This window comes from Salirhabdus sp. Marseille-P4669, from assembly GCF_900240405.1.
Lineage (GTDB): Bacteria > Bacillota > Bacilli > Bacillales > Alkalibacillaceae > OEQK01.
The window spans coordinates 155066-181438 of sequence record NZ_OEQK01000006.1 but is presented as its reverse complement, the minus strand read 5'-3'; the positions used below and the strand labels follow the sequence as shown (position 1 = coordinate 181438).

General features: G+C 38.2%; 21 protein-coding genes and 1 other RNA gene. 17 read left to right on the top strand and 5 right to left on the bottom strand.

Annotation, left to right across the window (positions count from 1 at the left end; translation table 11 throughout):
• Positions 1-5 precede the first annotated feature (5 nt).
• The 6 genes from gap (at position 6) to C1A05_RS12820 (ending at position 7585) form a co-directional block, all read left to right on the top strand.
• Positions 6-1013 (top strand): type I glyceraldehyde-3-phosphate dehydrogenase, encoded by a 1008-nt coding sequence (gene gap, locus C1A05_RS12845; RefSeq protein WP_102028636.1) that lies wholly within the window; start codon positions 6-8, stop codon positions 1011-1013.
• Between the two features lie 172 nt (positions 1014-1185).
• A complete protein-coding gene (locus C1A05_RS12840; protein WP_102028635.1) occupies positions 1186-2367 on the top strand; it encodes a phosphoglycerate kinase in 1182 nt (393 codons plus the stop codon).
• 26 nt (positions 2368-2393) lie between these two features.
• The gene (gene tpiA / locus C1A05_RS12835) at positions 2394-3152 is read left to right on the top strand and encodes a triose-phosphate isomerase (protein ID WP_102028634.1); all 759 of its coding nucleotides are present in this window, start codon (positions 2394-2396) and stop codon (positions 3150-3152) included.
• The gene (gpmI, locus tag C1A05_RS12830; RefSeq protein WP_102028633.1) at positions 3149-4687 is read left to right on the top strand and encodes a 2,3-bisphosphoglycerate-independent phosphoglycerate mutase; all 1539 of its coding nucleotides are present in this window, start codon (positions 3149-3151) and stop codon (positions 4685-4687) included. Before tpiA ends, gpmI begins: the two co-directional genes overlap by 4 nt.
• 33 nt (positions 4688-4720) lie before the next feature.
• Positions 4721-6004 carry a phosphopyruvate hydratase gene (eno, locus tag C1A05_RS12825; RefSeq protein ID WP_102028632.1) on the top strand — a complete coding sequence of 428 codons (1284 nt, stop codon included), beginning with the start codon at positions 4721-4723 and terminating at the stop codon, positions 6002-6004.
• 603 nt (positions 6005-6607) lie between these two features.
• A complete protein-coding gene (locus C1A05_RS12820; RefSeq protein ID WP_159462070.1) occupies positions 6608-7585 on the top strand; it encodes an NERD domain-containing protein in 978 nt (325 codons plus the stop codon).
• A 39-nt stretch (positions 7586-7624) separates the two neighbouring features.
• On the opposite strand, the gene ptsP is transcribed toward C1A05_RS12820, so the two are convergent.
• Positions 7625-9337 (bottom strand): phosphoenolpyruvate--protein phosphotransferase, encoded by a 1713-nt coding sequence (gene ptsP / locus C1A05_RS12815; protein ID WP_102028630.1) that lies wholly within the window; start codon positions 9335-9337, stop codon positions 7625-7627.
• Between the two features lie 4 nt (positions 9338-9341).
• A complete protein-coding gene (locus C1A05_RS12810; protein ID WP_102028629.1) occupies positions 9342-9608 on the bottom strand; it encodes a phosphocarrier protein HPr in 267 nt (88 codons plus the stop codon).
• A gap of 220 nt (positions 9609-9828) precedes the next feature.
• On the opposite strand from C1A05_RS12810, the gene secG reads away from it, so the two are divergent.
• From secG to rnr, 3 genes are all read left to right on the top strand, one after another.
• Positions 9829-10065, top strand: coding sequence for a preprotein translocase subunit SecG (secG, locus tag C1A05_RS12805; RefSeq protein ID WP_102028628.1), 237 nt, complete (start codon positions 9829-9831; stop codon positions 10063-10065).
• A gap of 161 nt (positions 10066-10226) precedes the next feature.
• Positions 10227-10976, top strand: coding sequence for an alpha/beta hydrolase (locus tag C1A05_RS12800; protein WP_102028627.1), 750 nt, complete (start codon positions 10227-10229; stop codon positions 10974-10976).
• Positions 10977-11018: 42 nt separating this feature from the next.
• Entirely contained in the window at positions 11019-13337 is a 2319-nt protein-coding gene (gene rnr / locus C1A05_RS12795; RefSeq protein ID WP_200816496.1) for a ribonuclease R, read from the top strand.
• Positions 13338-13854: 517 nt separating this feature from the next.
• Here the strand turns inward: rnr and C1A05_RS12790 are convergent.
• The gene (locus C1A05_RS12790; RefSeq protein WP_102028626.1) at positions 13855-14715 is read right to left on the bottom strand and encodes a GNAT family N-acetyltransferase; all 861 of its coding nucleotides are present in this window, start codon (positions 14713-14715) and stop codon (positions 13855-13857) included.
• Between the two features lie 235 nt (positions 14716-14950).
• Here C1A05_RS12790 and smpB point away from each other — a divergent pair, with 235 nt between their 5' ends.
• Together smpB and ssrA are read left to right on the top strand one after the other, a co-directional pair.
• A complete protein-coding gene (smpB, locus tag C1A05_RS12785) occupies positions 14951-15412 on the top strand; it encodes an SsrA-binding protein SmpB (protein ID WP_102028625.1) in 462 nt (153 codons plus the stop codon).
• Between the two features lie 155 nt (positions 15413-15567).
• Positions 15568-15930: a transfer-messenger RNA gene (gene ssrA / locus C1A05_RS12780) on the top strand.
• Positions 15931-16032: 102 nt separating this feature from the next.
• On the opposite strand, the gene C1A05_RS12775 is transcribed toward ssrA, so the two are convergent.
• Positions 16033-17232: an ROK family transcriptional regulator gene (locus C1A05_RS12775; RefSeq protein WP_102028624.1), complete on the bottom strand. Its 1200-nt coding sequence runs from the start codon at positions 17230-17232 to the stop codon at positions 16033-16035.
• A 261-nt stretch (positions 17233-17493) separates the two neighbouring features.
• On the opposite strand from C1A05_RS12775, the gene C1A05_RS12770 reads away from it, so the two are divergent.
• The 4 genes from C1A05_RS12770 (at position 17494) to C1A05_RS12755 (ending at position 22453) form a co-directional block, all read left to right on the top strand.
• On the top strand, positions 17494-18810 hold the full coding sequence (locus C1A05_RS12770; RefSeq protein WP_102028623.1) for an extracellular solute-binding protein: 1317 nt from the start codon (positions 17494-17496) through the stop codon (positions 18808-18810).
• 298 nt (positions 18811-19108) lie between these two features.
• A complete protein-coding gene (locus C1A05_RS12765; RefSeq protein ID WP_102028622.1) occupies positions 19109-19987 on the top strand; it encodes a carbohydrate ABC transporter permease in 879 nt (292 codons plus the stop codon).
• Positions 19988-19999: 12 nt separating this feature from the next.
• Positions 20000-20821, top strand: a complete 822-nt coding sequence (locus C1A05_RS12760; protein ID WP_102028621.1) for a carbohydrate ABC transporter permease — start codon at positions 20000-20002, stop codon at positions 20819-20821.
• Between the two features lie 24 nt (positions 20822-20845).
• Positions 20846-22453: a glycoside hydrolase family 43 protein gene (locus C1A05_RS12755; protein ID WP_102028620.1), complete on the top strand. Its 1608-nt coding sequence runs from the start codon at positions 20846-20848 to the stop codon at positions 22451-22453.
• A 68-nt stretch (positions 22454-22521) separates the two neighbouring features.
• Here the strand turns inward: C1A05_RS12755 and C1A05_RS12750 are convergent, their stop codons facing one another.
• Entirely contained in the window at positions 22522-23136 is a 615-nt protein-coding gene (locus tag C1A05_RS12750) for a YesL family protein (protein ID WP_102028619.1), read from the bottom strand.
• Positions 23137-23437: 301 nt separating this feature from the next.
• Here C1A05_RS12750 and xylA point away from each other — a divergent pair, with 301 nt between their 5' ends.
• Together xylA and xylB are read left to right on the top strand one after the other, a co-directional pair.
• Entirely contained in the window at positions 23438-24763 is a 1326-nt protein-coding gene (gene xylA / locus C1A05_RS12745) for a xylose isomerase (RefSeq protein WP_102028618.1), read from the top strand.
• A 102-nt stretch (positions 24764-24865) separates the two neighbouring features.
• Positions 24866-26365 carry a xylulokinase gene (xylB, locus tag C1A05_RS12740; protein ID WP_102028617.1) on the top strand — a complete coding sequence of 500 codons (1500 nt, stop codon included), beginning with the start codon at positions 24866-24868 and terminating at the stop codon, positions 26363-26365.
• The last annotated feature ends 8 nt before the right edge of the window (positions 26366-26373 follow it).

Sequence of the window (26373 nt, the reverse complement as noted above, 5' to 3'; positions counted from 1 at the left end):
TTAAAATGACAGTAAAAATTGGTATTAACGGATTTGGACGTATTGGTAGAAATGTATTTCGTGCAGCTTTAAAAAATAAGGATGTAGAAGTAGTTGCAATTAACGACTTAACAGATGCAAATATGCTTGCTCATTTACTACAATATGATTCTGTACATGGAACTTTAGAACAAAAGGTTACTGTTGATGGAAACAGCCTAGTAGTTGGCGATGAAAAAGTTAAAGTACTAACAGAAAGAGATCCTGCTAACTTAGGTTGGGGAGACCTTGGCGTAGATATTGTAATCGAATCTACTGGTCGATTCACACAACGTGACGATGCGAAAAAACACCTTGAAGCTGGTGCGAAAAAAGTTATTATCTCAGCTCCAGCGAAAGACGAAGATATTACAATCGTAATGGGTGTTAACGAAGATAAATATGATGCAGGAAGCCATGATGTAATCTCTAATGCTTCTTGTACTACAAACTGCTTAGCTCCAATGGCTAAAGTGTTAAACGATAAGTTTGGCATCAAGCGTGGTATGATGACAACTGTTCACTCTTACACAAATGACCAACAAATTCTAGACTTACCACACAAAGACTATCGTCGTGCTCGTGCAGCAGCTGAAAACATTATCCCAACTTCTACTGGTGCTGCAAAAGCTGTATCTCTAGTATTACCTGAACTAAAAGGTAAGTTAAACGGAATGGCAATGCGTGTTCCAACACCAAACGTTTCAATCGTTGACCTAGTTGCTGAATTTGATAAAAATGTAACCGTTGATGAAGTAAACGCTGCTCTTAAAGAAGCTGCGGAAGGTGAACTAAAAGGAATTCTTGAGTATTCTGATCTTCCATTAGTATCTCGTGATTACAATGGTAACCCTGCTTCTTCTACAATCGATGCACTTTCTACAATGGTTCTAGAAGACAACCTTGTAAAAGTTGTATCTTGGTATGATAACGAATCTGGTTACTCTAACCGTTGCGTTGACTTAGCTGTATACATCGCAAATAAAGGACTATAATACCGGATGTAGAATATAAACATAGATATAAGGAGGAAGGGAGATACCCTCCTCCTTATGATGTGTTTTTGAGTTAAAAAGGTTGGGGAGGCTCTTATTTCCAGCTGTAGCGCTTAACGAAGGCGCTTTTTCGCTTTTTCCAATTTAATTACATAATTACGGAGGGCTTTTTGTGAACAAAAAAACGATCCGCGACGTAGAAGTGAAAGGTAAGAAGGTTTTCTGTCGTGTAGATTTCAACGTCCCAATGAAGGACGGAGAAATTACCGATGATACTCGTATTAAAGCAGCACTACCAACTATTCAGTATTTAGTAGAACAAGGTGCAAAGGTCATTTTAGCAAGTCACCTTGGTCGTCCGAAAGGCCAAGTAGTAGAAGAGTTACGTCTTGATGCTGTTGCTCAAAAGCTTAGTGACTACTTAAATCAATCTGTTGTGAAAACAGATGAGGTATTTGGGTCTGAGGTAAATGAAGCGATCAGTGGTATGAATGAAGGTGACGTTCTATTAATTGAAAATGTTCGTTTTGAAGCTGGAGAAGAGAAAAATAGTGAAGAGCTTGCAAAAGAATTTGCGAAGCTTGCTGACCTTTATGTAAATGACGCATTTGGCGCAGCGCATCGTGCACATGCTTCTACGGAAGGTATTGCTCACCACATACCAGCAGTTGCTGGCTTCTTGATGGAAAAGGAGCTTGAAGTATTAGGTGGAGCTTTAGGAAATCCAGAACGCCCGTTTACTGCTATTATCGGTGGAGCAAAAGTAAAAGACAAAATCGGTGTTATTGATAACCTATTAGATAAAGTAGACAATCTCATTATTGGTGGAGGCCTTGCTTACACATTTGTAAAGGCAAAAGGTCATGAAATTGGAAAGTCTCTATTAGAAGAAGATAAAATCGATTTAGCAAATGAATTTATGAAAAAGGCAGAGGAAAAAGGTGTAAACTTCCTAATGCCTGTTGATATTGTTGTTGCTGATGATTTTTCTGAAGATGCAAATACAAAAGTTGTTCCAATAAGTGAAATTCCTGCTGATTGGGAAGGACTGGATATTGGTCCAGAAACACGCAAAAAATACGAGGAAGTAATTCAAAATTCGAAGCTCGTTATTTGGAATGGACCTATGGGTGTATTTGAATTAAATGTCTTTGCAAACGGAACAAAAGCAGTTGCTGAAGCACTTTCTAAGACAGACGGGTATACAGTAATCGGTGGTGGTGATTCTGCTGCTGCAGTTGAAAAATTTGGCTACGCTGACCAAATGGATCACATTTCAACTGGTGGTGGAGCATCCTTAGAATTTATGGAAGGTAAAGTACTTCCTGGTGTAGCAGCACTTAATGATAAATAAAATTTGTACTAGATGAGGTGAGAAGTATGCGTAAACGAATTATTGCAGGAAACTGGAAAATGAACAAAACGATTTCAGAAGCGGAAGCATTTTTAAACGATATTCGTGAAAAAGTACCTGCATCTGATAAAGTGGACAGTGTAGTTTGTGCTCCATTTCTTGCTCTTCCAACATTAGTTGAAAAAGCAAAAGGATCAAACGTAAAAATTGGTGCGCAAAATATGCACTTTGAAGAAAACGGTGCATTTACTGGTGAAGTATCACCAACTATGCTAAAGGATTTAGGGGTAGATTATGTAGTAATTGGACATTCCGAGCGCCGTGAAATGTTTAATGAAACAGATGAATCTGTTAACAAGAAAACAAAAGCTGCATTTGCGAATGGCTTAATTCCAATTGTTTGTGTTGGGGAAACGTTAGAGCAACGGGAAAACAACGAAACAAAAACACTTGTTGAAGCGCAAGTAAAAGCTGCACTTGATGGTCTTTCGGAAGAGCAGGTTAAAGAAACGGTTATTGCTTATGAACCAATTTGGGCAATAGGCACTGGTAAAACAGCTTCATCTGAAGAAGCAAACGAAGTATGTGCACACATTCGTCAAGTTGTAAAGAGTGCTGTATCTGATGCAGCAGCAGAAGCGGTTCGTATTCAGTATGGTGGTAGTGTAAAACCAGCAAATATTGATGAACTATTAGCACAAACTGATATTGACGGTGCTTTAGTAGGTGGAGCAAGTCTAGAGGCAGATTCTTATGTTCAGCTCGTGGAGGCTGGCGCAAAATGAGTGAAAACAAATTAGCAGCATTGATTATACTCGATGGATTTGCATTACGTGATGAAACAAAAGGGAACGCAGTAGCACATGCGAAAAAGCCTAATTTTGATCGTTATTGGAAGGAGTTCCCACATGCTACACTTCAAGCAAGTGGTTCTGCAGTTGGTCTTCCAGAAGGACAAATGGGAAACTCGGAGGTTGGCCATTTAAACATTGGTGCAGGTCGTATTGTGTACCAAAGTCTAAGTCGCATTAATCTATCTATAGAAGACGCAAGCTTTTATGAAAATGAACAGTTCAATGATGTAGTAGAGCATGTGAAGAGTAAAGATAAAGCATTACACATTTTTGGTTTACTTTCCGATGGTGGGGTACATAGCCATATAAATCATTTATTTGCACTACTTAAGCTAGCAGCAGATAAAGGATTAGAAAAGGTTTACTTACATGCTTTTCTAGACGGCCGTGATGTTGGTCCAACAACTGGATCCACTTACATTAATCAAACGGAAGAGAAAATGAAAGAATTAGGTGTCGGCGAATTTGCAACCATTTCAGGACGCTATTATGCAATGGACCGCGACAAGCGTTGGGAGCGCGTTGAACTAGCATATCGTGCAATGGTTTATGGTGATGGTCCTAAATTTAGAAATCCACATGAAGTTTTAGAAGACTCCTACTCAGAAGAAGTGTTCGATGAGTTCGTCATTCCAGCTGTAATTACGAAGGAAAACGGCGAGCCTGTTGCAACCGTTCAAGATGAGGATGCGGTTATTTTCTATAACTTCCGTCCAGATCGCGCAACACAAATGACACATACGTTTACAAACCCAGACTTTGCTGGATTTGACTTAGGAGAAAAAGCTCCTAAAAATGTTCAATTTGTCATGCTAACTCAATATAGCGACGATATTAAAGCAAACGTAGCATTTGGTCCAAACCATTTGAAAAATACAGTTGGAGAAGTGCTAGCAGACAATGGTTTAACTCAATTACGTATCGCCGAAACAGAAAAGTATCCGCACGTAACCTATTTCATGAGTGGTGGTCGTGAAGAGAAATTTGAAGGGGAAGATCGCATTTTAATTCCTTCACCAAAAGTAGCAACCTACGACTTAAAGCCTGAAATGAGTGCATACGAGGTAACAGAGGCTTTACTTGAGGATATCGAACAAGAGAAGCATAACGCGATCATCTTAAACTTTGCTAACCCAGATATGGTAGGACACTCTGGTATGCTCGAACCAACAGTGAAAGCCATTGAAGCGGTTGATGAATGTTTAGGTAAAGTGGTAGACAAGATTTTAGAAAAAGGTGGGTACGCTATAATTACAGCGGACCATGGTAACTCGGACGAAGTGATTACTTTGGAAGGGAAGCCAATGACAGCCCACACAACAAATCCAGTTCCCGTTATCGTAACAAAAAAAGGTGTTACCTTACGAGAAGATGGAATTTTAGGTGATTTATCGCCAACTCTATTGGATCTTTTACATGTGGAGAAACCACTAGAGATGACAGGAAAAAGCTTAATCAAGGAATAATCGAAACTATTATTTTAAAGGAGAGAATAAAACATGCCTTATATTACAGACGTTTATGCTCGCGAAGTATTGGACTCTCGCGGAAACCCAACAGTTGAGGTTGAAGTTTACACAGAATCAGGAGCTTACGGAAAAGCACTAGTACCAAGTGGTGCTTCTACTGGTGAATACGAAGCAGTAGAACTTCGTGATGGTGACAAGAGCCGTTACAATGGTAAAGGTGTAGAAAATGCAGTGAAAAATGTAAATGAAATTATTGCTCCAGAACTTATCGGTTATGATGCAACTCGTCAAATTGATATTGATGAGCTAATGATTGAATTAGACGGCACAGACAACAAAGGAAACCTAGGAGCAAACGCAATTCTTGGTGTTTCTATGGCAGTAGCTCATGCAGCTGCTGACTTCGTTGGTCTTCCGTTGTATCAATACCTTGGTGGATTCAACGCAAAAGTTCTTCCTACACCAATGATGAACATTTTAAACGGTGGAGAACATGCGGATAACAACGTTGACATTCAAGAATTCATGGTAATGCCTGTAGGTGCTCCTACCTTTAAAGAAGCACTACGTATGGGTGCTGAAATTTTCCATAGCTTAAAGAAAGTACTTCAAGGTAAAGGCCTAAACACTGCAGTGGGTGACGAAGGCGGTTTTGCACCAAACTTGAAGTCTAACGAAGAAGCTTTAGAAACAATCGTAGAAGCAATCGAAGCAGCTGGTTACAAGCCAGGTGAAGAAGTGAAGCTTGCTATGGACGTTGCATCTTCTGAAATTTATGAAGATGGCAAGTATAACCTTAAAGGGGAAGGCGTTGTTCGTACTTCTGAAGAAATGGTTGATTGGTACGAAGAGCTAGTTAATAAATATCCAATCATCTCTATTGAAGATGGTCTAGATGAAAACGACTGGGAAGGTCATAAACTATTGACAGAACGGATTGGTGACCGTGTTCAGTTAGTAGGCGACGATTTATTCGTAACGAACACAGAACGTCTTGGTCGCGGTATTGAAGAAGGCGTTGGTAACTCTATCCTTATCAAAGTAAACCAAATCGGTACCTTAACCGAAACTTTCGAAGCAATTGAAATGGCGAAAACAGCTGGTTACACTGCAGTAATCTCTCACCGCTCTGGTGAAACAGAAGATTCAACTATTGCTGACATCGCTGTTGCTACGAACGCTGGCCAAATTAAAACTGGTGCTCCATCCCGTACAGACCGTGTAGCGAAGTACAACCAGCTTCTTCGCATTGAAGATATGCTTGGTGAAACTTCTATCTACGGTGGCGTTGAGGCGTTTTATAACTTAAAATAATATAGGTTTTGGAAAAGGCATCCTTTGTGGGTGCCTTTTTTGTGTGTTTGATCTGGATATTTTCATGATTTAAATAAATTTTAATTAATAATGGGCTATTTTGTATGTGTGCGTGGAGTGGATTGTTGTAGTAAGCTATGGTGGATTCGGGTGATGCGAATAAATGAGAGGGGGGGACGAGTATTGTGAATTGTTAGGGTGAGGGTGGTGGTGTTGTGACGAATAAAGGTGGGGGAGGGGCGAGTATTTAGTTGGGATGAACGAGAAAAATTATCCTTTTTACGAGTATAATTTTTTCGGGGAATTTTGGGCGAATAGGGATTAGTAATAGACTCGTATTTATATGAAATAGGCGAATATGTTAAGTGAAATTACGAGTATTTTTCTTATAGGCGAGTATTTCCTTAAATATGCGAAAATACATAGTTGAAATACGAATAAAAATGCCTTTTAGACGCGTATATACGATTTTCACGAGTAAGTCCTTTAAACAGACGAATAAAAAATAGGAGTATACGAATGAGCTGCCAAGATATGCGAGTAATGATTCATTAAATGATTTTAATGCAAAGCCTGTATAAAAAAACATAAAGGAGAGAAATGATGATAAAACATGATGGTTCTACCCCACTAATAATACGTATGCTTGAGGCGCTTTTAAGAAGACTTCATCCAAATCATAATAAGCGACCTAAAATAGTAGAAGAATACAATAATCGTTTGTCCGGTTATCGAGGTGAACAATCCTTAAATTTTCATATATCCTTTTTAAATAAAGAGTATTTCGTTTTTAAAGATCTTCGCTTACCAGATAGTGAAGGGAGATTCTTTCAAATGGACTTATTAATTTTAACATCGAAATTTATTATTATAATGGAGGTGAAAAGCCATAGAGGAACATTAATATTTGATCAACAATCATCTCAATTAATTAGAGAATGGGATAGTGATCGAACAGCTTACAGTGATCCAGTGATACAAGCACGAAGGCAAAAGAATCAGCTTCAATCCTTTTTAACGAAACATAAGCTTCCGCATGCCCCAATCGAAACCCTCGTCATTATTAGTAATCCTTCTACTATTATTAAAGTAGAACCATTTAATCATCCAAATTCAAAAATGATTGTCCGAGCAGAAGCCATTCCATTTAAAGTAGAGGAAATAGAAAAAAAGCATCGTAAAGAGCACTTGACTACAAAGGAGCTACAAAAAATTTCAAGGGTTCTACTTAAATTAAATACACCCCATCACACTAATGTACTACAGAAATTTCAACTTACAGAATCAGAAATTTTACCAGGGGTACACTGTCCTTCTTGTTCACAGCTAGCAATGATTAGAATAAAAGGATATTGGTATTGTAATAAATGTAACTTCAAATCAAAAGAAGCACATTTATCTACTCTAGAGGACTATGCATTACTGTTTCATAAAGCGATGACGAATCGAGATTGTCGTCATTTTCTCCAAATTCCTTCTAAAGATATAGCATCGAATATATTACGGTCCCTACAGGTTAAGCGGGGAGGGAGTTATAAAAATAGAAAATATGAAGTGCAAGAAATTATTAATAATAAATGAAAAGCCAGCAGACTAATAAATCTGCTGGCTCCTTAAAAATTATTCTGTGATTTTATTCACTAATTCTACAACTTCCTCTGCAGTCCCTTTAGATAAAAGCTCATCCTTATATTCCGCAATCTTCGCTTGAGAAAGTTTACGGATTTGGGATCTTGCCGGTAGAATGGATGTGGCACTCATACTGAATTCATCTAATCCTAATCCAAGTAAGATTGGAATGGCGATTGGATCTCCTGCCATTTCTCCACACATTCCAGCCCATTTGCCTTCAGCGTGTGCTGCTTCAATAACGTTGTTCACTAAGTTTAAAATAGCTGGGTGGTATGGCTGATATAGGTAAGAAACCTTCTCATTCATACGGTCTGCAGCCATTGTATATTGGATTAAATCGTTCGTTCCAATACTAAAGAAATCTACTTCCTTCGCAAATTGACGTGCGATAACAGCTGTTGATGGAATTTCCACCATGATACCGATTTCGATATCATCTGATACTTCAACGCCTTTTTTACGTAAGTTTTCTTTCTCTTCTAATAGAAGTGCCTTCGCATCGCGGAACTCCTGAATCGTTGCGACCATTGGGAACATGATTTTTAAATTACCGTATACACTTGCGCGTAGTAAAGCACGTAATTGTGTACGGAATACATCATCATTTTCCAAGCAGAAGCGGATCGCACGAAATCCTAAAAATGGATTCATTTCCTTTGGAAGATCTAAGTATTCTAATTCCTTGTCGCCACCAATATCGAGTGTACGAACAACTACAGGCTTATCGCCCATATTTTCAAGAACGGTTTTGTAAGCATCGAATTGCTCATCTTCTGTTGGAAGGCTGCTTTTACCCATATATAAAAATTCAGTACGGTATAAACCAACACCTTCGCCACCATTACGGATTACACCTTCAATATCTTCAGGTGTACCGATGTTGGCAACAAGCTCCACATGTGTTCCGTCAGCAGAAACTGTTGCTTCGTCTTTTAGTTTTGCCCATTCTGCTTTTTGCTCTTCATATTCCGCCTGGCGCTTTTCGTAAGCAGCACGCTCTTCATTTGAAGGGTTAATGATTACCTTCCCATCTAATCCATCAATAATAATAAGGTCGCCATCTGAAACAGTTGCTGTTACATTTTTTGTACCCACAACTGCAGGTATTTCTAATGAACGAGCCATGATAGCAGAGTGGGACGTTCTCCCACCAATATCGGTAGTAAATCCTTTAACAAACTGCTTGTTCAATTGTGCAGTATCAGAAGGTGTTAAGTCCTGTGCGATGACGATAACTTCCTCATTAATTAATGCAGGATTAGGGAAAGAAACGCCTAGTAAATGAGCCATCACACGCTTCGTTACATCACGAATATCAGCAGCGCGCTCACGCATATATTCATTATCCATATTTTCAAACATCGTAATGAACATATTTGCTGTTTCATCTAGTGCAACTTCTGCGTTCACTTTTTCTGAGCTGATTTTGTCGTGCATTGGTTGAATAAGCTCGGGATCACTTAAAACGAGTAAGTGTGCAGAAAAAATTTCAGCATGCTCGTCACCTAATTTTTGCTTGGCATGCTCTTTAATTTTCTCTAGCTCACTTTTTGATGTTTCAATCGCTTGATCCAAACGCTTGATTTCATCTTCTGCATTTTCAATTGCTTTTTTTGTGAAATGTAATTCAGGCGCTTCTAACAGGTAGGCTTTTGCAATTGCTATACCATTAGATGCCGCTATACCTGTTAATGTTTGCATAGGATTATTCCCCCAAGCCTTCTTTTTTTAATGTTTCTGCGATTGAATTTAGCGCATCTTGTTCATCAGAACCATCAGCAGTAATTTTAATTTCTGCTCCAGATGGAACACCTAGGGACATAACACCCATAATGGACTTAAGATTTACGCTTTTACCTTTGTATTCCATATTTATATCTGAATTATATTTGCTAGCATTTTGCACTAAAATCGTAGCTGGTCTTGCATGTACTCCCTCAGCGGATGTAATTGTAAACGTTTTTTCTACCATAATTGTATTCCTCCATTATCTTCATTTATAAAAACTTAGTCATACTCTATTATGCCATAAAATGCGCGTTAGGAGAAAGATTAGGATTGAATTTTATATGTCTAAGCTATATTTTCATCTCTATTAATTTATTTATTCTCTCCATCTTGCTAGAGTGCCTATTTTATGCTACATTTATGTTATATTTAGATATGTGCGTTTTTAGGGGGTGTAACACATCATGTATGGAACGTTGGTTACATTATTAATTATTGATGTCGTAGTACTTATTGGTCTAGTTTTACTTCAATCCGGAAAAAGCGCAGGACTATCTGGTGCAATCTCAGGCGGTGCTGAGCAATTATTTGGTAAACAAAAGGCGAGAGGTATTGACGCTGTTCTTCATAAGGCGACAATTGTTACTTCAATCTTATTCTTTATCTTAACCTTTATACTCGGATATATTGTAACAGCTTAAAACAGCAAGCATTCGACTTGCTGTTTTTTTGCGTATATAGGGTATTCCAAATTTAGTATATAGAGGAATATTTTTACTAACACTTATTAAACACCAGCATAATAAGGAAAAGAATAAATGACATACACTAATAGCATAAGTGGTTAAGGAGCTGAATCATAGTGAAAATCATTACACCAAAACCCTTTACATTTAAAGCGGGGGAACGAGCGGTTTTATTGCTACATGGATTTACAGGTCATTCTGCCGATGTAAGAATGCTAGGTCGTTATTTACAAAAGCAAGGCTATACCTGTCATGCCCCTATTTATCGGGGACATGGGGCACCACCTGAAGAAATTTTGAACTATACACCTGAGGATTGGTGGGAGGATGTTCAGCATGCAATGGAGCATTTAAAAAGCTTAGGCTATGAAGAAATCGCGGTTGCTGGATTATCTCTAGGTGGGGTATTAGGCTTAAAGCTTGCCTATTCCTTCCCAATAAAAGGTGTGGTACCAATGTGTGCCCCTATGTTTTTCGATAATAACTTCCAGCTATCCAAGGGATTTAAACATTTTGCCAAAGAGTATAAACAACTACAAGAGAAATCAGCTGAGGAAATAGAACAAGAAGTAGCAGAGCTTATGGATAAATCGAAACCAACCTTCGAAAAGCTAGGTGCTTTTATTACGGATGTACATGATCAAATTGATACGATATACACACCAACGTTTGTTGTTCAAGCGAGAAAAGATGAAATGATTAACGTAAATAGTGCAAACTATATATATGAAAATGTGGAGTCAGAACAAAAAGAAATAAAATGGTATGAGGAATCCGGTCATGTGATTACATTAGGGAAAGAGAAGGATAGGTTACACGAAGATATTTATAACTTTTTAGAGAATTTGGATTGGTCAGGGAAATAATGTGGAATAATAGGATTAAATTGTTCCGAACGGAGTGAATACATGTTGGAAACATTGAAGAAAAGGATATTAGCATACTTCCATGAAGAAGCTACGAAGCCTTTGTCGGTCGATGAATTACAAGAAACGTTGGAGTTGGATACGAGTGACGTAGATGACTTTAAAGAATTAGTGAAATCATTAAATGAGTTAGAAGAGGAAGGCAGGCTTGTTCGAACGAGGAAAAATCGTTATGGTTTACCTGAAAAAATGAACTTGATTCGAGGGAAAATTCAAGTTCATGCGAAGGGTTTTGCCTTTTTACTTCCCGATGAGGAAGGAATAGATGATATTTTCATCCCACAGCGTGAGCTTAAGTCTGCAATGAATGGAGATATTGTTTTAGCAAGAATTGAAACGGGCGAATTGAATGGCCAGCGTGCGGAAGGAACTGTTGTACGTATTGTAGAGCGAAATACTGACACAGTAGTAGGTACCTTTGAGGATAATGGTGCTTTTGGATTCGTGGTTGCAGATGATAAGCGCATCCCGAATGATATTTTTATTCCAAAGGCTCAAGTAAATGGAGCTGTGGATGGGCACAAGGTAATCGTAAAAATAACGAAATTCCCAGAAGACCGCATGAGTGCGGAAGGGGAAGTTCTTGAAATTTTAGGTCATAAAAATGATCCAGGTATTGACATTCTCTCGATTATTTACAAGCACGGTATTAAATCGGATTTTCCTCCTGAGGTTATGGAGCACGCGAATCAAGTTCCAGATGAAATTCAACCAGAGGAAATCGAAAATCGTCGTGATTTACGAGATGAAATGATTATTACGATTGATGGAGCAGATGCAAAGGATCTAGATGATGCGGTTCATGTGTCTAGACTTGAAAATGGTAACTATAAGCTCGGCGTTTATATCGCGGATGTATCCTATTATATACAAGAAGGCTCTCCGATTGATAAAGAAGCTTTAGAGCGCGGGACGAGTGTTTATTTAACCGATCGGGTTATTCCGATGATTCCGCACAGATTGTCGAATGGAATATGTTCGTTAAATCCGCAAGTAGATCGTTTAACGTTATCTTGTGAGATGGAAATTACGCCAAAAGGTGAAGTCGTCAAACATGATATTTTTGACAGTGTCATTAAGACAAATGAGCGAATGACCTATCACGATGTAAACCGCATATTGTTAGATAAAGACGAAGCGCTTATAGAGCGATATGAAGAAATAGTGCCAATGCTTCAGGATATGGAAAAGCTTGCAGAGATATTGCGCCATAAGCGAATGAATCGTGGTGCTGTTGATTTTGACTTTAAAGAAGCTAAGGTATTAATTAACGAGGATGGGGAAGCAGTAGATGTTGTGCTTCGGGAACGCTCAGTTGGTGAAAAACTGATTGAGGAATTCATGCTTGCGGCGAATGAAACTGTTGCAGAGCATTTCCATTGGATGAACCTTCCGTTTATTTACCGAATTCACGAAGACCCGAAGCCCGAAAAGCTCCAAAACTTCTTTGAATTTATTGCTAACCTAGGCTATTACGTGCGTGGTTCTGCAAACGATATTCATCCTAAGGCATTGCAAGCTATTTTGGACGAAGTAAAAGGTACAGAGGAAGATATGGTTATTTCTCGATTAATGCTTCGATCCATGCAGCAAGCAAAGTATGATCCAAATAGCTTAGGCCACTTTGGATTATCAACGGAATTTTACACACACTTTACGTCACCAATTCGACGTTATCCAGATTTAATTGTGCATCGTTTAATCCGAACGTACTTGTTGCTGAAAAAGGTAGATCCGAAAACCGTTGACTATTGGCGTGAAAAATTACCTGAAATCGCAACCCATACATCTGCTATGGAAAGACGGGCAGTTGATGCTGAGCGGGAAACAGATGATCTGAAGAAAGCCGAATTTATGAAAGGTAAAATTGGCGAGGAATTCGATGGTGTCATAAGCTCAGTAACAAGCTTTGGATTATTTGTAGAGCTCCCGAATACCATTGAAGGATTAGTTCATGTAAGCTATTTAACCGATGACTATTACCGCTTTGAAGAACGACATTATGCAATGATTGGGGAACGAACAGGAAATGTGTTCCGAATTGGGGACGAGATTACCGTTCGTTGTGTAAATGTAAACATAGAAGAGCGTGTCGTTGATTTTGAAATTGTAGGAATGAAGCCACGTAAGGAACGACCTAGGAAAGAGGCTCCAACGATAATTCGTACGAAGCCAAAGCGTGAGAATGGTAATGGTGGTAATAAGAATGGCGGACAAAAGCGTGGCAATGGTGGTAAAAAAGGCGGGAAGAAAAAACCGTTCTATCAAAGTGCACCGAGGAAAAAGAAGAAGAAAAGATAATATTAGTGATACCTCACCCTATGTAGGGTGAGGTATTGTTTTTTGAGGGGCGCCATCGCTGCGTGCCGCGAGTCGGTCGCCGCGTGCCGCTCGTCGTGCCACTCGCCGCGTGCCGCGAGTAAAATGGCAATTTCGGCGAGTAAGTAGCCAAGATAGAAGAATATATTTTATTTATAGACGAGTATTTTTATAGCCCAATTAATTTCGGCGAGTAACTTATTGAATTGACAAATAAACTTGGTCAAGTGGCGAGTATTTTTGTCAAATAGACGAGTAAATTTTTCATGGACGAGTATTTGTATAAGTTGGCGAGTATTTTGAGTAAAAAGACAAATAAAAATGGGCTTTAGACGCGTATATGCAATTTAGGCGAATAAAGTCCTCATTTAGACGAACAAAAAATGCACTTAGGCGAGTAAATACCTGAATCAGACGAGAGTTTTAAATTTAATAGTATTTAATAAATAAAAAGCCCCCGTAATATAACAATAATAATTACGGGGGCTATAGGTTTACCTTATTTTACCCATTTTCCATGAAGTAACCATGGTTTCTTAATATCAAAATCTGTGCACAGCGTGAATTGCTTAATTTGATTTTCTTTTAGATCCATCCATAATTTATGTTCGGTAAATATTTCTTTTCTTTGAGCATTCACCGTCTCCCATAATCCAGGTTGTTCCAAAGAGTCATCCCAAGGGTATTCTAACAGTGCATATAGTTCGCCTTTTTGATCTTCCTTCATTAAAAAGAAGCGGGACCTATCGTTGTTAACAAAAACATGACACTTTTCTAAATAGGAATCATGAAATAATACTTCAGATGCTGGAAATGGGTAGTAGCATTCATATGTAAATAGATTATTTGTACTGTTGGAATAGGTAAGTAAAAGTTCTCTTTTCTCTTCTATCGATTCTACTTTTGACCACAGGGGCCCAGGTGTGCCGTTAACCTCCTTACCTTGTTCAAGAACTAGTGGATAAAGTGGATGATAAGCAGTAAAATTTAGTTTTTCTAATACTTTCCGTGCAGCTTTATTATGGACGTGCGTATTTGCACCGACCCAATGAATTGAGGAACTCGTTTCTATTTCAGCTATAATTTGCTTCATTAATCGGGTAGCATGCCCTTTACCAAGATAACGTTGGTCACTGCGAAGACGTCCGAGCATTGCATAATGGTTCGCGAATATCGAATAACCACCGACAGAAAGAAGTGTTTCACCTTCAAATAATCCGTATAAAACATGCTCCTTACTTATTACTAGCCGATCAAATATACGAGCAACATAATCATCTTCAATGCCTGTTTCCATGTTTAAATAGGAATCCAAATCTTCAACTGTTAACTGCCTAACTTGCATTAGTCCATTTGTCATGATGACTCCTCCAATAATCTTACACTGTTCTTTATTAATATTTGCATAAATATAGAAAAAAAGTCCATCTAAATGTTAGGAAGATTTTGAATTTCTTTTTTCTTTTATTCCTACATTACTTCTGTTAAAATATTGGTTACGTAATGTCTAGCTTCCACGACTACCTACCACGGCTAATACCGCCACGATAAGTGAACAAGTCGTTAGAGCTTTACGTGTATAGGAGGAAGTGCTTATGCCAAAAGGTGAAGGCAAAGTGATTGCCCAAAATCGAAAAGCTAATCATGATTATTTTATTGAAGAAACATACGAGGCCGGTATTGTTCTTAAAGGAACGGAAATTAAATCGATTCGTAATGGTCGAGTGAATTTAAAGGATGCCTTTGCTCGTATTCATAATGGAGAGGTTTTTCTCTCGAATATGCACATCTCACCATATGAACAAGGAAATCGATTTAACCATGATCCTTTACGAACTAGAAAATTGCTCCTTCATAAGGGAGAAATCAATAAATTAATTGGTTTAACCCAGCAACAAGGTTATTCGTTAGTACCATTGAAAATGTATATTAAAAATGGTGTAGCAAAGATATTAATTGGTCTTGGTAAAGGGAAGAAAAAATACGACAAGCGTGATGACTTGAAGCAAAAACAAGCTAAACGTGATATTGAACGTGCCATGAAAGACCGCTATTAGCTACAATTACCATTTGAAATGACTGTTTGATGTGTTATACTAAGGATGTCGCTAAAGACGACACCGAGATTTACGTAAAGCTAGTAGGTTTGAAATAAAGCTTACTCCTTTAAATGTCTAGTGAAAGCTAAATGCTTGCGCTATTCTTATAATCCGGGGACGTTACGGATTCGACAGGGGTAGTTCGAGCTTGGGTTGCGTGCCGAGGTTACGACTCGTAAACCGTTACTCAGTTAAATATAACTGGCAAAGAAAACAATTACTCTTTAGCTGCAGCGTAAGCGAGCTAAAGGATCCTTCCTAACATCGCCCATGTGTTAGATTGAAGGGTCTCAAACTTAGTGGGCTATGCTGTCTAGTCTCCGTCTGGGGCTAGCAGAAGAACTGAATCAGACTAGTCACTTGGAAGCCTGTCGTTAGGCTGAAGAGTTGGCGAAACAATAATATAACGACTACGCCCGTAGACGCCTAAGTGCCGATGCCTTTGGACGTGGGTTCGACTCCCACCGTCTCCACCATACATAATTATGGTGGATTTTTTATTTTATATGAAAAATTAATTATTCGATATAAAAAAGACCTCTTCCACGTATAGAAAAGTCTTTCTTAATAAATCCACACTATCCATCCTGTGAAAGCACCATTCCATCCCAAGGCTCAAGAAATTCCTCAATCGTCAGGGCTGACATTCCCAGTGCTGCTGAGTGGGTTGCTTGTTCTGTGAAATTTACCTGTATGTCATCATGCTGATACCATAACGTATTTGTTTTCATTAATTTCTCAATTGGCTTTTTTAACCATCTTTCAGCGGAAGCGGCGCGATTCCCAATGATAATTTGTTTGGGGTTAAAAATATTAATGATATTATTTACACCAACACCTAAATAGTAGCCGATTTTTTCAAATAATTGTATGGTTTCCTTTTCCCCATTTTCTGCACGTTCTATAAGATCTTCTAAAGTAATTCTTTTATTAGTTTCGCTGGCTATACCGAGTTTCTCCGCTTCGTTTAACAATGCTTGTTCAGATGCATATAATTCCCAGCAGCCCTCGTTTCCACATCGACACTTGAACCCATTTGCCTGAATTGTCATGTGACCCAATTCGCCTGAAAAACCATTAGAGCCTTTGTATAGTTTTCCAGATAAGATTAGACCTACTCCAATTCCAATTCCTGCACTAATATATATGATGTCATCAAAGTCTTGGCCAATTCCAAATCTTTTTTCTCCGTACGCGCCGGCATTTGCTTCGTTTTCGATTTTTACCGGGATTCCATACTTTTCTTCCAAAACGGTTTTAAGATCAATATTTTTCCATCCAAGGTTAGGGGCTAATAAAATTTCACCATTATTGTTAACGGTACCAGGAACACCAACGCCAATTCCAACAATGCCATAAGGACTTTTAGGTGCTGCCTGCTTTAACTCATCAATCACTTCAAACAGTCGCATTTCAATCTCTTCATAGGTCAATTCACTGTATGTTATTTTTTTCTTATAAAAAATATTGCCTTGCAGGTCGGTTAACACGCCCAGTAAATAATTAACGCCTAGGTCAATGCCGATTGTATAACCAGCTACTTGATTAAATAGGAGCATGACAGGTCTTCTACCACCACTAGATTTACCTGGACCAACCTCATTGATCATCTGTTCTTCTAAAAGCTCACTTACTAGCGAGGATACTGTTCCTTTATTCAAACCGGTTTGCTGTGCGATGTCTGCTCGAGAGATAGGGGAGTTGTTAATAATCGTCTCTAGTACAATATTTTTATTTCCTTTTTTTACAACGTATTGATTCCAGGTTTGGTTTACCATGTCCGAATATCTCCTTTAATTCATCTTTGTTTATTGCATTTACAATGTTTCATCCAATTTTGCCCTATTATAACACTATTCTATCCTATATTGAATGTTTGTTAACTTAATTTCCCCATTTTTTAAATGTTTTTCATAATTTTAACATAAACTTTGTTTATCCAGTAGACAAACGTAAAATAATCTGCTATTCTATGATTAAATCAACTAAAGCGCTTACATAAAATGCGCTTATTAAAAACCGAGGGGGTTTTGAGGAGAATGTTTAAAAGAAAAAAAGCAATATTTTGGTTTGCGATTTTAGCTTCTCTTATTCTAGTTTTAGCAGGATGTTCAGATGATGGTGGGGATGATTCCACGGATAAGGATGATGAAAACGCAGATACAACCATTAGCTTCATGCATCTATGGCCAGAAGGAAGCTCTAAGGACCACTATGAGATTGTGGAAAAAATCATCGGACAATATGAAGATGACAACCCTGGAGTTAACGTTGACGTAGAGGTGTTAGGTAATGAGCAATACAAGGAAAAACTAAAAGTATTATCTTCATCAGATAAACTTCCTGATGTAGGAATGACTTGGGCAGCCGGATTTTTAACACCTTATGTAGATGGTAAATTATTCGCACCATTAAATGACGTTTTGGATAGTGGATTACAAGATCAATTTGTATCGGGAACTACCGAAGCGTATGCGATTGATGGAAATACGTATGGTTTGCCGTTAGAGTTAAATATTGCGCCTATTTTTTATAACAAAGCAATATTTGAAGAACATGGTTTAAGTGTTCCAACTACATATGAAGAGTTCAAGAATGTAGTGAAAACATTAGCAGATAATGGAGTAGCACCAATAGCTTTAGGAAATAAGGACCGCTGGACAGGATCATTATGGTATATGTATTTAGCGGATCGTATTGGTGGGGCGGATACTTTGACGAGTGCAATTGATCGAACAGGAACGTTTGAGGATCCTGCATTAGTAAAAGCTGCAGAGGAAATTCAAAATTTAGTTGATTTAGGAGCTTTTGCAGAAGGTTACAATGCCCTTTCTGATGAAGAAGCCAAAAGCTTGTTTATGAATGATCAAGCAGCAATGTATCTAATTGGTTCATGGGATCTACCAAACTACACGACGAATGAAGATGTTCCACAAGAATTTAGAGATTCTGTTGGATTCTTCAACTTCCCAACAGTTGAAGGCAGTGGCGATTTAACGAGCTGGGTTGGTGGACCTGGTGTAGGATTATTTGTAGCTGAAAATTCAGATGTAAAAGAAGAAGCAAAGAAATTTGCAGCATATTTTGTTGAACAATGGGGTCAACAGGCTGTAGCAGACGCAGGTGTAATTCCAGCAACAAAAGTGGATACATCAGCTGTAGAATTACCTGATATGTATATTGATGTATTAGATGAACTCAATAATGCATCCAATATTACGTTATTTGCGGATGTCCAAATGAGTCCAGAATCAGCGCAAGTACACTTAGATGCGATTCAGTCGTTATTCGGAGGCGAGATCTCACCTGAGGAATTTACGAAGTTGCATGAAGAGGCATTAGCAGCAGAACAATAAATGCTCCCCCTATTTAATTTTTATATATAAAGTGAGAAGTGGGTTGTCCCAAAATGAACATAAATTGGTGACAGCCTCTTTTCTTTATTGGGATTTTCTTGTCCTCAAAAACTTTGTTTATCGTATAGACAAACTTAACTTCATTTGATATTCTTTTAAGTGTATTCGGGTTATTTGAAGGAGGGGTCTGCATTTAAAAGAAAGCGATTACAACAAAATGGATAAATAGACCATAAAATATCAGCTTTACAATATAAGAACGTTTTCGTTTGATAACAAATAAATGGAGGTGAAGAATGTGAAAAAGGTAATGTCCAATAAGTTGATGATTGCGATATACATATTGCCTGCGCTATTACTGATCGGAATATTAATTTATATTCCTTTAGCACTGACTGGATATTATGGGCTAATGGATTGGGATGGCATCGGCGAAATGACGTTTTTGGGGCTAGAAAATTATATTACAGCAATAAAGGATATGAAATTTTGGGATAGTGCATATCATTCCTTTTTATTAGCTATTTTTTCAACATTAAGTCTATTTATCTACCTCGGAATCGCGCTTATTCTAGCATCCAAGATCAAGGGTGCCAATCTATTAAGAAAAATCTACTTGATTCCAATGCTTTTATCTTCTGTTGCAATTGCTCAGCTTTGGATTAAGGTTTATAACCCTTCAAATGGTATTTTAAATAGTATTTTAAGTGCCTTTGGAATCGATAATCCTCCAGTATGGTTAGGGGATACAAGTATTGTATTATATTCAATTTTCATCCCAATTCTTTGGCAATATGCGGGATTCTATATTTTGATTTACTATGCTGCACTTAAGAATATTCCAGATTCCCTTATTGAGGCAGCTAAAATTGACGGTGCTTCCCCATTGCAAATCGCCTTTAAAATTAAGGTCCCACTTATTATGGGAGTGATTAAGGTAACGGTAGTGCTTGCGATTGTTGGGTCATTGAAATATTTTGACTTAATTTACGTGATGACAGGTGGAGGACCAAGTGGAGCAAGTGAAGTAATGGCTTCCTACATGTACAAGACCGCATTCTCTAGTTATAACTACGGATATGGAAGTGCAATCGGCTTCTTATTATTACTGATTACACTCGTTGTCACATATTTAATCCGGAAATTTACGAGTAAAGGCGATGAAATACAGTATTAAGGGGGAGTTCATATGAAAAGAATCGGCTATTTGATTTTATATGCGAGTCTTGGTTTTGTTGCTATTTTTCAACTATTCCCGATAATTTGGCTTGTCTTGTTTTCCTTAAAAGACACAAGAGAGATTTTTGGTTCCAATCCTCTAGCATTACCGCAAGAATGGAAATGGGAAAACTATGTGAAGGTCTGGGAAGGGGATGTGGGTGTTTACTTTTTCAATAGTGTCTGGTATACAGCTATTGCTATTATTTTAACCGTAATATTAGCAAGCATGGCGGCATTTGCAATTACAAGAATGCAATGGAAATTAAGTTCCTTTGTGCTAGGTTTGTTCATGGTAGGTTTAATGATACCAGTACATTCCGCGTTAATCCCATTATTTAAAATGTTTCTTTCTGTAGATTTAATTGATAAGCCTCTATCGATCATTCTTACATACACAGCATACAACCTACCGATTACCCTCATGATACTACTAGGATTTTATTACACATTACCAAGGGAAATTGAAGAGGCTGCAATTATTGATGGTTGTTCCATTAATCGGCTTTTCTTCCGAATAACGTTACCGATGACCATTCCGGTTATGTCTACGACGGTGATTATTAATATGATTTACAACTGGAATGAGTTTGTATTTGTTAATACGTTTATTAGCTCGGATAAATATAAAACATTAACTGTTGGTATCCAAAATTTTATTGGCCAGTACATGACAGATTGGGGTGCGATAGGAGCTACCCTTGTTATTAGTGTCTTACCAATATTACTAGCGTTCTTCTTCTTCAGTAATAAAGTTGTGGAAGGAATATCAGCAAGTGCTGTTAAAGGATAAATTCAATTTATAAGGAGGATGAATATGGCTACAATCCAAAATCCCATATTGACGGGCTTTAATCCAGACCCAAGTATTTGTCGTGCTGGTGAAGATTACTATATTGCTGTTTCTACCTTTGAATGGTTTCCGGGAGTGGGAATCTATCATTCTAAGGATTTACAAAACTGGCGTCTTGTATCAAGACCATTAAATCGCTTAAGTCAGTTAAATATGATCGGAAATCCAGATTCAGGAGGAATATGGGCACCTGCCTTGTCCTATCATGATGGCAAGTTCTGGCTTCTTTATACAGATGTGAAGGTTGTCGATGGTAGTTGGAAGGACTGTCATAATTATCTTGTAACCTGTGAGGAAATTGATGGGGAATGGTCAGAGCCAATTCACTTAAATAGTTCAGGATTTGATCCATCCTTATTTCATGATGATGATGGAAAAAAATATTTAGTGAATATGGTTTGGGATCATCGCATCAAGCATCATCCCTTTTATGGAATCGTACTTCAGGAGTACAACGCAGAGGAAGGCAGACTTGTCGGTAAAAAGGAAGTCATTTTTAAGGGAACAGATATTAAATTAACGGAAGCACCTCATTTATATAAATGGAATGGGTATTATTATTTATTAACAGCTGAGGGTGGTACGAAATATGACCATCAAGCTACCATTGCTCGTTCCAAGGATTTATGGGGGCCCTATGAGGTGCATCCGGAAAACCCATTAATTACATCCATGCCATATCCAAGGAATCCGCTCCAGAAAGCAGGGCACGCTTCAATCGTTCATACCCATACAGATGAATGGTTTATCGTTCATTTAACCGGCCGCCCATTACCGAGAGAAGGGGAGCCTTTATTAGACCCGCGAGGATACTGTCCTCTTGGTAGAGAAACAGCAATTCAGAGGTTGGAGTGGAAGGGAGATTGGCCTTATGTAGTAGGGGGGAATCAACCTTCTCTAACTATTGAAGGTCCAGATATGGAGGAAGTTATTTGGCCAAAGGACTTTGAAGAAAAGGATGATTTTAATTCGGAACAGTTAAACCATCATTTTCAAACGTTGCGTATTCCGCTTGGAACGGAAATTTTATCTCTAACAGATCGCAAATCTCATTTACGGCTATATGGTAAGGAATCCCTTACTTCCAAATTTACGCAAGCGTTTGTAGCTCGTAGGTGGCAGCATTTTGAATTTATGGCAGAAACAAAGGTGGATTTTCGCCCAGATACATTTCAGCAATCTGCTGGTCTTGTAAACTATTACAATACCCAAAACTGGACTGCTTGTCAGATAACCTGGAATGAGGAGAAGGGTAGAATCTTGGAGCTTTCTACCTGTGATAATTTTGTCTTTGATCAACCACTAGCTGGAAAGGAAATTGTGATCCCAGATGAAGTAGATTATGTGTACTTGCGAGTAGAGGTTCGAACAAGTACGTATCAATATTCCTATTCGTTTAATGGGGAGACATGGAGTGAGATTCCGATTACGCTTCCATCGTATAAGCTATCGGATGACTACGTTCAAGGTGGAGGATTCTTTACGGGAGCTTTTGTAGGAATGCAATGCCAGGATACATCAGGCGAAGGGAAACATGCTGACTTTGATTACTTTATTTATAAAGAAAGGTAATCTTGTCAAACTAACATAGAAAAGCCCCGATCAAGTAGGGTTTTGGAGATCGGGGCAGTATCTAGAACTTAGTTTTTCTTATCTTCTATTCTTTTAAATCGATCTAAAGATATCCACGTTGTAATAAAGGCATAAAGAACGCCACCAAAGATAAACAACAAAGCAGGTATCATGTTAATAATGAAGTACATGGAGACAAAGGTAACAATCATTAATAAAGTGTGAATCGGACTTATCAGCATGATGAGAAAGGCATTCTTCAGGATATAGCGAACCTTTAAATCATAATGTACGAATACTGGGAACACATAAAATAAAAAGAATAGAAAGAGCAGCATAAACATGTATAATGGAATCGTTTTGAACTGAAAGAATTGATCAGTTGTCGCTTCTATATAATAAAAATCAAGAACAATTAAGCCTGAGAAGATGATAAGAAATATTCCTAAAACATTACTTTTCCAGAATTCATTTTTATAAAAATTCCAAAAGGTAGGGAAGAGGGCAATGTCGTGATTACCATTTAACCACTTACGAATGATGGCATGCATAGCAATCGTCGAAGGGAAAAATCCTAGGATGATGCCCCCTAACAGTGTAAACAGTATCCATAGTAATTGTAAGTAGGCAAATCTAGTAATCCATTCCATTATTCGATAGATGGGGCCGCCAACAGGATTCATGAGAAGACTCCTTTCCAATAGATAAGCATTTTCTATAACTATTATAGATTGATAGTAGCGAAAAACAAAAGATATATAAGGTTATGGCAATAGATAGACATTGTACCTTATACACTTTGTTTATTTAATAGACAAACTAATAGAGCGTTGATATAATTATATAAGAAAGCACTTACATTTTCCACTTGATTTTCGTATGCCAATTGATTTAAATCTTCTATTTTAATGTAGAGGGTTTTTATATAGAAATCCTACGGCAATTTATGCCCACCATAAAATATTAAAAACAGGAGGTAATAGCATGTCTTATTTTCCAAACATTAATCAAATTGAATATGAGGGTCCAAAATCGACGAATCCATTTGCCTTCAAATTTTATAACCCTCAAGAAAAAATTGGTGATCAAACATTAGAGGAATTTCTCCGTTTTGGAGTCGCCTATTGGCATACCTTTACACAAGATTTAACGGACCCGTTTGGTAGCGGTACAGCTATTCGCCCATGGGATAAATTCAAAGGACTAGATTTGGCTAAAGCTCGAGTTGAGGCTGCTTTTGAATTTTTTGAAAAGCTTAGTGTTCCATATTTTTGTTTCCATGAGGTAGATATTGCACCTGAGGGAGATAGCTTAAGAGAGACTTATAAAAATTTAGATATCATTGTTGCAATGATCAAGGATTACATGAAGGATAGCAAAGTGAAGCTACTATGGAATACGGCAAACAATTTTACAAACCCTCGTTTCTTACATGGGGCGGCATCCTCCAACAATGCGGATGTTTTTGCGTATTCTGCCGCAAAAGTGAAAAAGGGCTTAGAGATTGGGAAGGAACTCGGTGGAGAGAGCTACGTCTTCTGGGGAGGACGTGAAGGATACGAAACATTATTAAATACCGATATGAAATTAGAAATGGATAATTTAGGACGCTTCTTCCATATGGCGGTCGATTATGCAAAGGAAATCGGCTTTGATGCACAATTTTTAATTGAACCAAAGCCAAAAGAGCCTACAACCCATCAATACGATTTTGATGTGGCAACAGGTTATGCGTTTTTACAGCATTATGGTCTTGATAAGCATTTCAAGTTTAATATAGAAGCAAATCACGCAACACTAGCAGGACATACATTTGAACATGAGTTACGCTATGCACGAATTCATAATATGCTTGGTTCTGTTGATGCAAACCAAGGTGATCCCCTTCTTGGCTGGGATACGGATGAGTTTCCTACCGATTTATATTCTACTACTCTAGCAATGTATGAAATTATTAAAAATGGCGGTCTAGGGAAAGGCGGCTTGAATTTTGATGCAAAGGTAAGACGTGGCTCCTTTGAAGTAGAAGACCTGTTCCACGCACATATTGCAGGAATGGATAGCTTTGCCGTTGGGTATAAAGTTGCCAATCAGTTAATAAAAGATCAAGTATTGGAAAACATCGTTGCTGAACGCTATAAGAGCTACACGGAAGGAATTGGATTAGATATTGTTGAAGGAAAAACAGATTTGAAAAAGCTTGAAGCATATGCCCTTGATTTAGATGAAATCCAACATGAATCTGGGAAACTAGAAAGAATAAAAGCGACCTTAAATCAATATTTACTTAGAGCTTTTGCAGGTGAATAAGAGAACTTTATACGTTTGAAATATACCATTTTTATATAGGAGGAGCGCATTTGCATACACAAGCAAATGCGTTTCGTTGTCTAATCTTCAAGGAGGGATGAAATGAAGTACGTAATTGGAGTGGACTTAGGAACAAGTGCTGTAAAAATTCTACTAGTCAACCAAAAGGGCGAAGTAGTTCAAGAAATATCAAGAACCTATCCATTACTTCAAGAAAAAGCCGGATATAGTGAGCAAAATCCAAATGATTGGGTGGAGCAATGCGTTTTGGGATTACGTGAACTTGTAGAGAAGTTTGATGGAGATGTGGAAGACATTGAAGGTATAAGTTTTTCGGGACAAATGCATGGACTTGTATTATTGGATGAAGACCTAGAGCCAATACGAAATGCCATCCTATGGAACGATACGCGTACAACAGAGCAATGTCGCAGAATTTACGATGTCGTAGGCGAGGAGAGGCTTCTTGAAATTACCAAAAATCCTGCATTGGAGGGCTTTACATTACCTAAACTGCTATGGGTAAAAGAACATGAACCGGGTGCTTATGCGAAGGCGAAACGTTTTCTGCTGCCGAAGGATTACGTACGATTCGCTTTAACAGGAAAGCTGCATATGGATTATTCGGATGCTGCTGGTACATTATTACTTCATGTAAGCAAAAAGGAGTGGAGTAAAGAAATTTGTAGCAGGTTGGATATTCGTGAGGAGCTCTGTCCACCATTAGTTGATTCTCATGAGGAAGTAGGGACGCTCACTCCAGAAATGGCTAGTGAAACCGGATTATCTCCGCGCTTACGTGTATTTGCTGGTGGTGCTGATAATGCGTGTGGTGCGATCGGCTCTGGAATTTTGTCTAAAGGGAAAACCCTATGTAGTATCGGTACCTCTGGTGTGGTTTTATCTTATGAGGAAGATAGTGATAAGGATTTTCAAGGCAAGGTACACTATTTTAATCATGGGAAGGAAGACGCCTATTATACGATGGGGGTGACTTTGGCTGCCGGCTATAGCTTAAGTTGGTTTAAGGAGGTTTTTGCTGGGGATGAAAGCTTTGAACAACTGTTGGCTGGCGTAGATACGGTTACACCTGGTGCCAATGGTTTAATATTTACTCCATATCTAGTTGGAGAGCGGACACCTCATGCCGATGCGATGATTCGAGCTAGCTTTATTGGAATGGATAGCGCTCATGAAAGAAAACATTTTGTTCGTGCTGTCTTAGAAGGTATTACTTTTTCCTTACAAGAATCAATTGAGCTATTCCGTAATAGTGGAAAAGAAATCAATTCGATTATATCCATTGGTGGTGGTGCGAAAAGTGATGCTTGGCTACAAATGCAAGCAGATATATTTCAAGCAGAGGTAGTGAAGCTTTCTAGTGAGCAAGGACCTGGTATGGGAGCGGCAATGCTTGCAGCCTATGGCTCTGGATGGTTTGATACGTTAGAGGATTGTGCGCACGCCTTTTTACAAACGGCTGATACGTACCAACCCAATCCTGAAAATGTATTGATTTATAGGGAGCTTTTTAAAGTGTACAAGGAGGTTTACAATCAAACCAAATCATTGAATGATCAGCTAGCGCCATTCCGTAACTAAGTAGAAAA

Excerpts from the sequence above, each read along its gene's own strand:
- gap (WP_102028636.1), top strand. The coding sequence starts at position 6 with ATGACAGTAAAAATTGGTATTAACGGATTTGGACGTATTGGTAGAAAT.
- tpiA (WP_102028634.1), top strand. The coding sequence starts at position 2,394 with ATGCGTAAACGAATTATTGCAGGAAACTGGAAAATGAACAAAACGATT.
- gpmI (WP_102028633.1), top strand. The coding sequence starts at position 3,149 with ATGAGTGAAAACAAATTAGCAGCATTGATTATACTCGATGGATTTGCA.
- eno (WP_102028632.1), top strand. The coding sequence starts at position 4,721 with ATGCCTTATATTACAGACGTTTATGCTCGCGAAGTATTGGACTCTCGC.
- C1A05_RS12820 (WP_159462070.1), top strand. The coding sequence starts at position 6,608 with ATGATAAAACATGATGGTTCTACCCCACTAATAATACGTATGCTTGAG.
- ptsP (WP_102028630.1), bottom strand. The coding sequence starts at position 9,337 with ATGCAAACATTAACAGGTATAGCGGCATCTAATGGTATAGCAATTGCA.
- C1A05_RS12810 (WP_102028629.1), bottom strand. The coding sequence starts at position 9,608 with ATGGTAGAAAAAACGTTTACAATTACATCCGCTGAGGGAGTACATGCA.
- secG (WP_102028628.1), top strand. The coding sequence starts at position 9,829 with ATGTATGGAACGTTGGTTACATTATTAATTATTGATGTCGTAGTACTT.
- rnr (WP_200816496.1), top strand. The coding sequence starts at position 11,019 with ATGTTGGAAACATTGAAGAAAAGGATATTAGCATACTTCCATGAAGAA.
- C1A05_RS12790 (WP_102028626.1), bottom strand. The coding sequence starts at position 14,715 with ATGACAAATGGACTAATGCAAGTTAGGCAGTTAACAGTTGAAGATTTG.
- smpB (WP_102028625.1), top strand. The coding sequence starts at position 14,951 with ATGCCAAAAGGTGAAGGCAAAGTGATTGCCCAAAATCGAAAAGCTAAT.
- C1A05_RS12775 (WP_102028624.1), bottom strand. The coding sequence starts at position 17,232 with ATGGTAAACCAAACCTGGAATCAATACGTTGTAAAAAAAGGAAATAAA.
- C1A05_RS12770 (WP_102028623.1), top strand. The coding sequence starts at position 17,494 with ATGTTTAAAAGAAAAAAAGCAATATTTTGGTTTGCGATTTTAGCTTCT.
- C1A05_RS12760 (WP_102028621.1), top strand. The coding sequence starts at position 20,000 with ATGAAAAGAATCGGCTATTTGATTTTATATGCGAGTCTTGGTTTTGTT.
- C1A05_RS12755 (WP_102028620.1), top strand. The coding sequence starts at position 20,846 with ATGGCTACAATCCAAAATCCCATATTGACGGGCTTTAATCCAGACCCA.
- C1A05_RS12750 (WP_102028619.1), bottom strand. The coding sequence starts at position 23,136 with ATGAATCCTGTTGGCGGCCCCATCTATCGAATAATGGAATGGATTACT.
- xylA (WP_102028618.1), top strand. The coding sequence starts at position 23,438 with ATGTCTTATTTTCCAAACATTAATCAAATTGAATATGAGGGTCCAAAA.
- xylB (WP_102028617.1), top strand. The coding sequence starts at position 24,866 with ATGAAGTACGTAATTGGAGTGGACTTAGGAACAAGTGCTGTAAAAATT.